This is a genomic window from Streptomyces sp. NPDC004838, assembly GCF_053600955.1.
This window is the reverse complement of record NZ_JBSGAW010000018.1, coordinates 164,704-176,364: the sequence shown is the minus strand read 5'-3', so window position 1 is coordinate 176,364 and position 11,661 is coordinate 164,704. Positions and strand designations below refer to the sequence as shown.

11 protein-coding genes are annotated in these 11,661 nt (G+C 72.1%); 10 read left to right on the top strand and 1 reads right to left on the bottom strand.

Annotated features, from left to right (window positions below; genetic code table 11):
* From ACWEFL_RS21500 to ACWEFL_RS21455, 10 genes are all read left to right on the top strand, one after another.
* Positions 1 to 624, top strand: a 624-nt coding sequence (locus tag ACWEFL_RS21500; protein WP_451714919.1) for a hydantoinase B/oxoprolinase family protein, incomplete at its 5' end; no start/stop codon positions are given.
* Positions 621 to 2,030: an amidohydrolase family protein gene (locus ACWEFL_RS21495; RefSeq protein ID WP_451714916.1), complete on the top strand. Its 1,410-nt coding sequence runs from the start codon at positions 621 to 623 to the stop codon at positions 2,028 to 2,030. The genes ACWEFL_RS21500 and ACWEFL_RS21495, both read left to right, overlap by 4 nt.
* Before the next feature lie 25 nt (positions 2,031 to 2,055).
* Entirely contained in the window at positions 2,056 to 2,757 is a 702-nt protein-coding gene (locus ACWEFL_RS21490) for an aspartate/glutamate racemase family protein (protein ID WP_451714914.1), read from the top strand.
* Positions 2,754 to 3,845 (top strand): DUF917 domain-containing protein, encoded by a 1,092-nt coding sequence (locus ACWEFL_RS21485; RefSeq protein WP_451714912.1) that lies wholly within the window; start codon positions 2,754 to 2,756, stop codon positions 3,843 to 3,845. Before ACWEFL_RS21490 ends, ACWEFL_RS21485 begins: the two co-directional genes overlap by 4 nt.
* A complete protein-coding gene (locus ACWEFL_RS21480) occupies positions 3,842 to 5,422 on the top strand; it encodes a hydantoinase/oxoprolinase N-terminal domain-containing protein (protein ID WP_451714909.1) in 1,581 nt (526 codons plus the stop codon). The genes ACWEFL_RS21485 and ACWEFL_RS21480 overlap by 4 nt, the downstream gene beginning before the upstream one ends.
* Positions 5,409 to 6,704 carry a metal-dependent hydrolase family protein gene (locus ACWEFL_RS21475; protein WP_451714907.1) on the top strand — a complete coding sequence of 432 codons (1,296 nt, stop codon included), beginning with the start codon at positions 5,409 to 5,411 and terminating at the stop codon, positions 6,702 to 6,704. The genes ACWEFL_RS21480 and ACWEFL_RS21475 overlap by 14 nt, the downstream gene beginning before the upstream one ends.
* An 8-nt stretch (positions 6,705 to 6,712) precedes the next feature.
* A complete protein-coding gene (locus ACWEFL_RS21470) occupies positions 6,713 to 7,843 on the top strand; it encodes an aminotransferase class V-fold PLP-dependent enzyme (RefSeq protein ID WP_451714905.1) in 1,131 nt (376 codons plus the stop codon).
* Positions 7,844 to 7,897: 54 nt separating this feature from the next.
* Positions 7,898 to 8,683 carry a cyclase family protein gene (locus ACWEFL_RS21465; RefSeq protein WP_451714902.1) on the top strand — a complete coding sequence of 262 codons (786 nt, stop codon included), beginning with the start codon at positions 7,898 to 7,900 and terminating at the stop codon, positions 8,681 to 8,683.
* Positions 8,680 to 10,317: a thiamine pyrophosphate-binding protein gene (locus tag ACWEFL_RS21460; RefSeq protein WP_451714900.1), complete on the top strand. Its 1,638-nt coding sequence runs from the start codon at positions 8,680 to 8,682 to the stop codon at positions 10,315 to 10,317. The genes ACWEFL_RS21465 and ACWEFL_RS21460 overlap by 4 nt, the downstream gene beginning before the upstream one ends.
* Before the next feature lie 383 nt (positions 10,318 to 10,700).
* Positions 10,701 to 10,847 carry a hypothetical protein gene (locus tag ACWEFL_RS21455; protein WP_451714898.1) on the top strand — a complete coding sequence of 49 codons (147 nt, stop codon included), beginning with the start codon at positions 10,701 to 10,703 and terminating at the stop codon, positions 10,845 to 10,847.
* A gap of 148 nt (positions 10,848 to 10,995) precedes the next feature.
* On the opposite strand, the gene ACWEFL_RS21450 is transcribed toward ACWEFL_RS21455, so the two are convergent.
* Entirely contained in the window at positions 10,996 to 11,637 is a 642-nt protein-coding gene (locus tag ACWEFL_RS21450; protein WP_451714896.1) for a TetR/AcrR family transcriptional regulator, read from the bottom strand.
* Between the last annotated feature and the right edge of the window lie 24 nt (positions 11,638 to 11,661).

Genomic DNA, 11,661 nt, shown 5'->3' with positions numbered 1-11,661 from the left:
TGGGCGACGCCGTTCAGCGTGGCACGGCCGGTCAACGTCGAGGTCACCGAGGTCCAGCAGCCGACCCTCTACCAGCAGACCGAGTTCACCACCGACTCCGCCGCACCGGGCCAGTGGCGCGGAACTCCCGCCCTGGGGATGCGGCGGGTGGACCGTGGCGCGAGCGGCATGAAGGCGGCGTTCTTCGTCCAGTCGGCGGTTCACCCCCTGACCGGATGGGTGGGCGGCTACGAGGGGGCGGGGAACTTCATCGTCGTCAACGAAGGCGGGGCGGACGAACTGATCTGTGCGGAACGGCCGATCGCGCACGTCGCCTACGACCCGGCAAAACCCATCTACTCGCAGAGCGGCGGTGGCGGCGGCTGGGGAGACCCCCTCGACCGGGACCCCGGCGCGGTCCTCGACGACGTACTGGACGAGTACGTCTCCGTCGAAGGCGCCCGATACGACTACGGCGTCGTCATCGACGCCGGAAGCGGAACCTGGAGTGTGGACGCCGTGGCCACCGCGCGGGAGCGCGCCGAGCGCAGGGCACGCCCGGGTCCGCGCCAACGCCGCGGCCTCGGCCGCGAGCGGACGATACAGCGTGCGGGCATCGGGCATCGCGTCGAGGCCGCGTCGTGACCGGGACCCCCGGCGGTCCGGGCGACGGCGCACCACCCGTCGACCTTCTCGTCCGTGCCGGTGCGGTGGCGACCATGAACCCGGACCGGGAGATCGTGCGGGACGGCGCCGTCGCCGTGTCGGGCGGCCGCATCGTGGCGGTGGGTAAGGCGGCCGACCTCACCCGCGCGTACGAACCCGCCCGGGTGATCGACGTACCGCGGGGCCTGCTCACACCGGGGCTCATCGACGGCCACAACCACCCGCACGACTACCTCCTGCGCGGGGTGATCGACGACGTCGGCGACGTACGGGTCCGCGCCACCGAGTACGTGGGCCCGTTCGACTACGGCATCACCCCCGAAGAGGCGTACGTCTCGGCCCGCGCGAACTTCACCGAAATGCTGCTGAACGGAACCACCTGTTTCTGCGACGCGGCCGGACCACACCCCGACGCGGTCGCCCGGGCGGCGATCGACACCGGAATCCGGGGCATCGTCGCGCGCCAGACCAGCGACCTGCCCGGCCCCTTCCGGGCGGCCGCCGGTGATGTCGACACGATCGTCAGCCGCGCCGTGGACACGGTGCGGAGCTGGAACGGAGCGGCCGGGGGACGTATCCGGGCCTGTCTCGCCCTGGACCTGCCGCTCAGCGTCACCGACGACCTGTGCACGGCCGTCGCCGAGCAGGCCGGCGCGCTCGGCGTCGGCATCGTCGGCCACTTCCAGGGCCTGCGGTCCGACGCGGCCGAGAGCGGGCGCAACCCGCAGGTCGTCCGGTACGAGTCGCTCGGGGTGCTGTCCCACCACCCGGTGCTGGCGCACGTCGGGTGGCTGCCGGCCGAGGACATCTCCGTCTTCGCCCGCGACGGCGTCGGCGCGGTCCACTGTCCGACCCCGGCCATGTTCGGCGGCCTCGGCACGATCGGCCACGGGAGCGTCCCGGAACTCGTCGCGGCCGGAGTGCCGGTCGCGCTGGGGACGGACGCGGCGTGCGTCAGCCGGTTCCTGGATCTGGTCCGGGTGATGTACCTGGCGGCGTGCGCCCACCGTGACGCGCGCCAGGACCCGCTGGTGATCGGCGCGCACAAGGCGTTCGAGATGGCCACCGTCGACGGGGCCCGAGCCCTGTCCTGGGAGGACGAGATCGGATCCCTGGAGCCGGGCAAGCGCGCCGACCTGGTCGTCTTCGACACGACCGGCCCGGAGTGGCAGCCGCGCGGCCTGGCCAACCCGATCGCCGACCTCGTCTACAGCGCCACCGGGCACTCGGCCCACACCGTCGTCGTCGACGGCAGGGTGGCCGTCGACGCGGGCCGGCTCACCACCGTCGATCCCGACGTCCTGGTCGCCGAGACCGACAGGACTACCGCCGGGGTCCTCGACCGCCTCGGTTTCACGGTGCGTCCGCCATGGCCGGTGCGGTGACCCGGTGACCGAAGGAGGAGAGCTGATGCGTATCCGAATCATCTACCCCGTCGTCGAGGGGGCGCTCGGCGACGACGTCGTACCCGCGCTGCCGTCGTACGTACGACCCGAGATCGGCTGGCTGGCGGACGGACCGTCGTCGATCGAGACGCGGGCCGACGAGGCCCATGCCCTGCCGGCGCTCCTCGACGCCGTCGAGACCGCCGCAGCGGACGGCGTGGACGGCATCGTCCTGAGCTGCTTCATGGATCCCGGGCTGGGCGCCGCGCGTGAGCTGACGCGTCTGCCGGTCACCGCACCGGCGCAGTCCGCGATGACGATGGCGATCACGCTGGGAGACCGGTTCTCGGTCATCCTGCCGGCGGCCAGCGGCGCCCCGGTGGTCAGGGAACTCGCGCACACCTATGTGGGACGGGACCGGCTGGCGTCCGTACGCGGCGTCGAGATGCCGGTGGCGGAACTGCGCGACCACGAGCTGCTGGTGGCCAGGCTGGTGGAGCAGGCGGAACGGGCGGTCACCGACGACGGCGCGGACGTGCTGATCCTCGGCTGCACCGGGATGGGCGGGGTGACCGACGCGTTCCGCGCGGCGCTCGCCCACCACGACGTACCGGTCATCGACCCGACGGCCGCCGCGGTGTCCGCGGTCGTGTCGCAGCTGATGCTCGGTGTGCATCACAGCGGACCGGCGTACGCGCTGCCCGCCTGGCGTACGGAGGCCCGATGAGCGGCTGGCGCATCGACGAGGAAGCACTGGACTCCCTCGTGATCGGGGCCGGCATCCTCGGCACCGGTGGCGGGGGCAACCCGTACGTCGGCAGGCTGATGGCGCGCAAACTGCTGCGCGCGGGCAAGAAGATCGAGGTCGTCGCGTTGGAGGACGTCCAGGACGACTGGAACCTGTGCGTCGCGGGCGGTATGGGCGCGCCGACGGTCTCGGTCGAGAAACTGCCCCGCGGCACCGAGACGACCGACGCGGTGCGCGCGCTCCAGGACCACACCGGGCGCCGGATCGACGCGATCCTGCCCGCCGAGATCGGCGGGGGGAACTCGATCGAGCCGATGATCGTCGCGGCACACCTCGGCGTCCCGCTGGTCGACGCGGACGGCATGGGCCGCGCCTTCCCGGTGATGCCGATGATCACCTACCTCATCTACGGGGTCTCCCCGTTCCCGTGCGCCCTCGCGGACGAGAAGGGCAACCGGGTCATCTACTCCCAGGGCGTCGACAGCCACTGGCTGGAGCGCCTGGCACGCGCCGGCACCGTGCAGATGGGCGGCTTCGCCGGCTGCGCGGTGGCGTGGATGTCCGGCGCCGACGCCCGGCGCACCGCCATCGGCGGCACGCTGTCGTGGGCCCGCGACCTCGGCGCCCGCGTCCGCCGTGCCCGCGCGGGCCGTACGGAGCATGTGCTCGACGGGATCCTCGACGTGACCGGCGGCCGGATGCTGTTCCGCGGGAAGGTCGTCGACGTCGAACGGCGCAGCACCGACGGGTTCACCCGCGGACAACTCGTCCTCGACGGCACCGACGAGGATGCCGGCGGGCGGATGAGGGTCTCGTTCCAGAACGAGTTCCTGGTCGCCTGGCGGGACGGCGACGTCGTCGCGACGGTCCCGGATCTGATCTGCATGGTCAACCACGAGGACGGCGAGCCGGTCACGGTGGAGCAGCTGCGCTACGGCCTGCGCGTGGCGGTCCTCGGGGTCCCGTGCTCGGAGCTGCTGCGCACACCACAGGCACTGGAGGTGGTCGGCCCACGGGCCTTCGGCTACGACGACCTGACTTTCGAACCGATGGAGGCGACCCGGTGAGAATCGGCATCGACGTGGGAGGCACGAACACGGACGCCGTCCTGATGGACGGCAGCGCCCTCCTCGCGAAGACCAAGACCGCCACGACCGCCGACACGATGTCCGGCATCGTCACGGCGATCGAAACACTCCTGGCCTCGGCCGGTGCCGACCGGACCGCCCTGACCGCGGTGATGATCGGCACCACGCACTTCACCAACGCGGTGATCGAGCGCCGACGGCTCGCGCCGACCGCGATCCTGCGGCTCGGCCTGCCGGCGACGCGGTCGGTCGACCCGTTCGACGACTGGCCCGAGGACCTGCGCGACTCGATCGGCGGGCAGTGGCGGCTCGCACACGGCGGCAACGAATACGACGGCCGTGAACTCTCCGCGCTCGACCCGGCGGAGATCACGGGAATCGTCAAGGAACTGGTCGCCGCGGGCGTGGAGTCGCTGGCCGTCGTCGCGGTCTTCTCCCCGATCGCGCCCGCCGTGGAGAAGCGTGCCGCACAGATCATCGCCGATCGGGCGCCTGGGCTCACCGTCACTCTGTCCCACGAGATCGGGCGCCTCGGACTGCTCGAACGCGAGAACGCCACCGCGATCAACGCCTCGCTGCGGCCCCTGGCCGAGGCGACCGTGTCGTCCTTCCGGAGCGGCCTCGCCGAACTGGGCATCGACGCGCCGCTGTACCTGACGCAGAACGACGGCACCCTGATGGCGGCCGAACAGGCCGAACGCCACCCGGTGCTGACCTTCGCCTCCGGGCCGACCAACAGCATGCGCGGTGCGGCCTTCCTGTCGGGGCTGTCCGACGCACTGGTCCTCGACGTCGGCGGCACGACCTCCGACGTCGGCGCGCTGGTGCACGGCTTCCCCCGCGAGTCGGCCCTGGCCGCCACCTTCGGCGACATCCGGACGAACTTCCGTATGCCCGACCTCATCTCGGTCGGACTCGGCGGCGGCAGCGTCGTGCGCGGCGACGCCCCGGTGCTCGGCCCCGACAGCGTCGGCTACGCCATCACCGAAAGCGCGCTGGTGTTCGGCGGTAGTACGCTCACGGCGACCGACCTCGCGGTCGCCGGCGGCCAGGCACACGTGGGAGACGCGAACCTGGTGTCCGGTGTGGACACGACGATGGCACAGCGGGGACTGGACGCCATGCGGGCGATGATGGAGGACGCCCTCGACCGCATGAAGCTGACCCGCCGCCCGGAACCGGTGATCGTCGTCGGCGGCGGCAGCATCCTGGTCGGCGCCGAACTCGCGGGCGCCTCGCGCGTCGTACGTCCCGAGCACTTCGAGGTCGCCAACGCGGTCGGCGCGGCGATCGCGCAGGTCGGCGGGGAGGTCGACCGGATCGAGCCGGCGGACGAGGGCCGGGAGCGGATTCTGTCCCGCGCCCGCGCCGCGGCCATCGACCGGGCGGTCGCCGCCGGGGCACTGCCCGGCACCGTACGCATCGTCGAGATCGAGGAGATGCCGGTGCCCTACCTGGAGGGGCGGATGGTCCGGGTACGCGCCAGGGCCGTGGGCGACCTGGCCGCCGCGTCCGCGGGATCCCGCGCCAAGGAGGAACACCATGCGGCGGATTGAGGCGGAACTGCTGATACCGGGCCGAGGAGACCCGGTTCCGGACGGTGCGGTGGTGTTCGACGGAGCGACGATCAGCTACGCGGGTCCTGCCGCCGGGGCACCGGCCACTCCGGCCGCCGAGGTCACCCGGGCGCGTGTGGTGATGCCGGGACTGTGGGACTGCCATGTCCATGTGACCGGTCTGCGGGGCGCGAGCAGCGCCGACTTCGCCTTCACCGACCCCGCCGTGCGGGGCGCGCGGGCGGTGCCCGATCTGCGGGCGGCACTGGACGCCGGGGTCACCTCGGTACGGGAACTCGGAGGACTGGGAACCGAGCTGGCGAAGGTCGTCGACGAGGGCACCGTCGAGGGACCGGCGATCTACGCGGCCGGCGCGCTGCTCGGCGCCACCGGCGGGCACGCCGACCTCCATGACCTACCGGCGGCATGGGGACACGAACTGGCGGTGTCGATCGGCGAGAGGCGCCAGTGCGACGGCCCGGCCGACTGTGCCAGAGCGGCACGGGAGCAGTTGCGCCGCAACGCGAAGGTGATCAAGGTATGCGCGTCGGGTGGAGTCTTCTCCGAGGTGGACCATCCCCTCCACCAGCAGATGACCAGGGCGGAGCTGGCGGCGATCGTGGAGGTCGCCGGGATGGCGGACCGGGTGGTGGCCGCACACTGCCACGGGAAGCCCGGCATCATCGCGGCGCTGGAGGCGGGCGTGCACACCATCGAGCACGGCACATACCTGGATGCCGAGTGCTGTGACGCGATGGTGGAGACCGGCGCGATCCTGGTGCCCACCCGCAATGTGTTCGCCTCGTTCGGCGAAGCCTGGCTGCCGGAGTTCGCGCGACGCAAGGGCGAGGCGATCGCCGCGCGGCACGCGGAGGCCGTCGCGCTCGCCGTCGAACGCGGGGTGCCGATCGCGGTCGGGACCGACATCGCGCTGGGCGCCACGGTGGAGACCACGCTGGGCTGGGGTGCGCACGGCAACGAACCGGAACTGCTGGTCGCGGCGGGAATGTCCCCGGCGGCGGCCATCGAGGCCGCCACCGCCAACGGGCCACGCACGCTGGGCCCGCAGGCACCCCTGAGCGGGCAACTGGCCCCGGGGTACGCCGCCGACGTGATCACCCTGGACGCCGATCCCCTCGCCGACATCTCGGTACTCGCCGATCCCGCCCACGTCCTCGATGTCTGGCGCGGCGGAGAACGCCGCAAGGGCCCCGCCACCGCCCTTGCCGCTGACCCCGCCCCGCCCCTGTCCCAGCCGCCGGTACGCGGCAGATCCCGGTGAGGTGAAAGATGCGTCCGGACACGTTTCGAGAGCAGTTCACGAGCCTGGCCGACACGACACACCTGGCATCCTGCAGCCAGGGCGCCGTCGCGGACAGGGTGAAGTCCGCGATGGGGGAGCTGGCCTACTCCCTGCGCGCGGACGGCGCGCCCTGGGCGAGGTGGATGGCCGAGGTGGAGCGGCTGCGCGAGCAGTTCGCCGGATTCCTCAACGCGGCCCCGGGGGAGATCGCGCTGGTGCCTTCGGCGACGCACGCAGCCTTCCAGGTGATCAGCGCGCAGAACCTCGGCGCGGACGACGCCGTGGTGTCGATGGCCGCGGAGTTCCCCAGTGTCGGACAGGTACTGCGGGCCGCGTCGGACGCCGAGGTGCGGTGGGTCACCGACGAGTCGATGCGGACGATGGGCGTGGTGGAGGCGTACCGGGAGAGGATCGACGGCCGGACCCGCCTGGTGTCCGTGCCGCTCGCGCTCTACACCGACGGATCGGTCCAGCCGGTGAACGAGATCGCCCGCCACGCCCGCGCGGTCGGCGCTCGGGTGCTGGTCGACGCCTACCAGTGCGTGGGCGTGCTCCCCGTCGACGTACAGCGGCTCGACTGCGACTACCTGATCACCGGCACCCTCAAGTACCTGCTCGGACTGCCGGGGATCGCGGCGCTGTTCGCCCGGTCAGGAGTCGCCGACAGATGCCCGCCCCGGATGACCGGATGGTTCGGCCGCGTCGATCCGTTCGCCTTCGACCCGGAGTCGCTCGACGTCCCCGAGGAGGCACGGCGGTTCGAGTCCGGCACACCGGCCGTCCCCGCGGTCTACGCCGCACATGCGGGCATGGAGGTGCTCGGCCAGGTGCCGGCGGCGCGGCGGTGGCAGCACGTAGGGCAATTGGTCACCGAAGCACGGGAGCGGCTGGTGGACGCCGGCGAGCGGCTGAGCACCCCCGCGCCGGACGCGCTGCCCGGCCCGCAGGTCGCGGTGTTCGACGACGACCCGGGCAGACTGGCCTCGTTCCTGAGCGAATACCGGGTCGTCACCGCACCCCGCGGACGGCTGCTTCGCGTCGCGTTCCACTACTACAACACCCCGGCCGACATCGACCGGCTGCTCCACGCCGTCAGTGACTATCGTCGGCAGACCTGAACGCCGTCGATCGATGACATCCCTGAACACCGTCGCCCCGCCCCCGGAGGAATCATGTCCGAGCCGTCTGTCCTCAGCGCCCTGGTCTCCGCCCTGCACGGCGGGTCGATCGAGGTGGTCGACCTGACCTCGCCGCTGTCGTCGTCCACTCCGGTGATCCGGCTGCCGGACGAGTACGGCCAGACGGCACGGTTCGAACTTGAGGAGATCAGCCGGTACGACGACCGCGGACCCGCGTTCTACTGGAACAACTTCCGGACCGGAGAACACACCGGCACCCACTTCGACGCACCGAACCACTGGGTGACCGGGAAGGACCTCGCCGACGTCGCCTCGGTCCCGGTGCGACACCTGATGGCCCCCGCGGCCGTGCTGGACTTCTCCGCCGAGTCCGGTGAGAACCCGGACTTCCTGGTCGAGGTCGACCACATCCGCGCGTGGGAAGCCGCGAACGGGCCGCTTCCCGACGGCGGCTGGCTGCTGCTGCGTACCGGCTGGGACGCGCGGTCCGGCTCGCAGGAGAGCTTCCTCAACGCCGACGAGACCGGAGCGCACACCCCGGGCCTGTCGCCCGAGTGCGCGCGGTGGGTGGCCGAGGAGTCGCCGGTGATCGGCCTCGGCGTCGAGACGGTCGGCACCGACGCCGGACAGGCGCCCGGGTTCGACCCCCCGTTCCCCTGCCACTCGTATCTGATGGGCAGTGGCAAGTACGGCCTCACCCAGCTGCGCGGCCTCGCCCGCCTGCCCGCCACCGGCGCGGTCGTCTTCGCGGGCGCGCTGCCCATCGTCGGCGGATCGGGCTCGCCCGCCCGGGTGCTCGCCCTCGTGGAGCGCCGATGAGGGTCGCGGAGGCCGTCGGCCGGGCGCTGGCCGCGGCGGGGGTGAAGCAGGTGTTCGGCGTGGTGGGTTCCGGCAACTTCCATCTGACCAACGCCATGGTGGCCAGCGGTTCCCGGTTCGTCGCCGCACGTCACGAAGGGGGCGCGGCGACGATGGCCGACGCCTACGCCCGGATGAGCGGCACCGTGGCCGCGCTCTCCGTGCACCAGGGACCCGGGCTGACCAACGCGATGACCGGGATCGCGGAGGCCGCGAAGAGCCGTACGCCCCTGCTCGTGCTTGCCGCCGAGGTGACCGACGAGCGATCGAACTTCTTCGTCGACCAGGAGGCGCTGGCACGCGCGGTAGGGGCGGTTCCCGCACGGATCTCCTCGGCGGCGAGCGCCGTCGACGAGGTTCGGGCCGCCGTCGCCCTCGCCCTGCGCGAGCGCCGGACGGTACTCCTCAACATCCCGCTCGGCCTGCAGAGCCTCGAGGCACCGCCCGGCGCTTCCCCTGCCCCGCCGCCGGAGCGGTCGGCGCCGGTGATGCCCCCCGACGCGGAGGTGACCGCCCTGGCCGGACTGCTGGAGGGGGCGCGGCGGCCGGTGTTCGTCGCGGGCCGTGGCGCGCGCGGCCCCGGATGCAGGGCGGCACTGGAGGAACTGGGGGAGCGGTACGGAGCGCTGCTGGCGACCTCGGCGGTGGCCCGTGGTCTGTTCCACGGCAACCCGTGGTCCCTGGATGTCTCCGGCGGCTTCTCCTCGCCGTTGGCGGCCGAGCTGATCCGCGGCGCCGACCTCCTCGTGGGCTGGGGATGTTCGCTGACCTCGTGGACCACGCGGCACGGCCGGCTGATCGGCCCCGGCACCACCGTGGTCCAGGTCGACCACGAGACACCCGCACCGGGGGCGCACCGGCCGGTGTCGCTCCGCGTCACCGGCGACGTGGAGCTGACCGTACGGCGGGTACTCGACGCGACCGGTGATCCGAGGCCCGGATACCGCTCGGACGAGATCGCCGCCGCCATCGCCACACGGGTGCGCCTGCGCGACGTGCCCTACGACGACACCGGCACGGACCAGCGGATCGATCCGCGGACGCTGAGCATCGCGCTCGACGACATCCTCCCCGCACAGCGCCTGCTCGCCGTCGACTCCGGCAATTTCATGGGATATCCGAGCATGTACCTTTCCGTCCCCGACGAAAACGGGTTCTGCTTCACCCAGGCATTCCAGTCGATCGGCCTGGGGCTGGCCACCGCGATCGGCGCCGCGCTCGCGCGGCCCGACCGGCTGCCCGTGGCCGCGCTCGGCGACGGCGGCGCGCTGATGGGCGCCGCCGAACTGGACACGGTCCGGCGCCTTGAACTGCCCATGCTGATCGTCGTGTACAACGACGACGCCTACGGCGCCGAAGTGCACCACTTCGGACCCGGGGGCCACGCGCTCGACACGGTCCGCTTCCCGCCCACCGACATCGCCGCCGTCGCCCGCGGCTACGGCTTCGACGCCGTGACCGTGCGATCCCGGGGCGACCTCGACGCGGTCACGGCCTGGGTGGCCGGCCCGCGGTCGGCCCCGATGCTCGTTGACGCCAAGGTGGTCAGCGACCACGGCGCATGGTGGCTGGAGGAGGCGTTCCACGGCGATTGACGAGATCTCGGCCCGCCTGGGACGGGGGAACCCGGATCATCCGTGTGGCGGTTACCCTGCCGCGGTTCGCCCACTGGGCACAGGTGTTCTGGCAGCACGTGACTCTGCTGGTAGGCGTTGAGCGCGCGGACGACGGCGGTGGCGCGAGGCGCGCCCGGGTCGGGGGAGCCGTCGGGGCCTGATCCACAACGGCGAGCACGTCCGCACGGGCTTCGGCGCTGGGCGGCCGGACCCGCGAAAGCCGTGGCCCGCTCCTCGGCGGCGTGCGTCCTGCATATAAACCGCGGCGCTCCCGGCCCGGGCTGTCCTTGACATTTTCCCGGGCCGGGCCCATGTCGCGCTGTTGCCGCACCAGCGGCTCCCATGGTCACCCGGTTCTCTCAGTGTGGGGAACCGACATCATCGGTTACGGCACTGACCTGGCCGACTACGTCAACCACGAGTTCGACGACTTCGACGCCCACACCCCCGACGGCTGGCGCCCGCAGGCGACCGTCTCGTTCTGGCGGGACTTCCTGCCCAAGACGTGATCTCGCGGCCGTCATGGCCGGTCATCGGACTGCGGGGCGGCGACGGGCTTCTGCGAGGCGGTCCCAGTCGCGTGTAGAGCACCCGCACGAGCCGGGCCCGGTTCCGGGCGCAGGGGGAACAGCCGCCCGTCTTGCCGGCGGGTGTTCCTCAGCCGGTCTCGGAGCCTGCGATGGCGGCGAGCCGGTTCGGGTCCCGCAGCAGGCCGCCCAGGACGAACGCGGCTCCGAGGCGCGCGAGTTCGTCGGGATCACCACCGTGTTCGGCGGCGTAGTCGATGTGCGCGAGGGTGACTCCGGCCAGCATGCTCTGTCCCAGGGCCGGGTCCATGACCCGGAATTCGTCCGCTTCGATTCCCTGCTGGACGAGGGTTCTCAGGTTCGCGTACAGCTCGTCCAGTTTCTGTGCCCAGTGGGTGAGTTCGGGTGCCTGGAGGACATCGTGGGCGTAGATCCCGGACAGGGCGAGCGGCAACCGGTGCAGGGTGGCCAGGTCCCACAGGACGTAGTTGTACAGCCGTTCGGCCGGCGAGCCCGGTGCGGCGGCGGCCCGTTGTGCCGCTTCCAGCGAGGCGTCGAGGCTGACCTTGAGCAGTTCCTCCAGGATCGCCTGCTTGTTGGCGAAATGATAGAAAAGCGAAGGCTGCCGCACACCCACCGCCTCCGCGATCTGCCGGGTCGAGGTGCCGCGGTAGCCGTGCTTGCGGAAGAGCGCCGCCGCCTCGGCGAGGATGCGGTCGCGGGTCTCGACGGGTACGGCCTTGGCCGTCGTGGGGTGGGTCGCGGGGGACATCCGTTCAGCGTATCCGGGTTCGCT

What these genes read in the sequence shown, in the direction of transcription:
- ACWEFL_RS21460 (WP_451714900.1), top strand. Translation starts at nt 8,680, where the DNA reads ATGAGGGTCGCGGAGGCCGTCGGCCGGGCGCTGGCCGCGGCGGGGGTG.
- ACWEFL_RS21490 (WP_451714914.1), top strand. Translation starts at nt 2,056, where the DNA reads ATGCGTATCCGAATCATCTACCCCGTCGTCGAGGGGGCGCTCGGCGAC.
- ACWEFL_RS21475 (WP_451714907.1), top strand. Translation starts at nt 5,409, where the DNA reads ATGCGGCGGATTGAGGCGGAACTGCTGATACCGGGCCGAGGAGACCCG.
- ACWEFL_RS21470 (WP_451714905.1), top strand. Translation starts at nt 6,713, where the DNA reads ATGCGTCCGGACACGTTTCGAGAGCAGTTCACGAGCCTGGCCGACACG.
- ACWEFL_RS21450 (WP_451714896.1), bottom strand. Translation starts at nt 11,637, where the DNA reads ATGTCCCCCGCGACCCACCCCACGACGGCCAAGGCCGTACCCGTCGAG.
- ACWEFL_RS21485 (WP_451714912.1), top strand. Translation starts at nt 2,754, where the DNA reads ATGAGCGGCTGGCGCATCGACGAGGAAGCACTGGACTCCCTCGTGATC.
- ACWEFL_RS21465 (WP_451714902.1), top strand. Translation starts at nt 7,898, where the DNA reads ATGTCCGAGCCGTCTGTCCTCAGCGCCCTGGTCTCCGCCCTGCACGGC.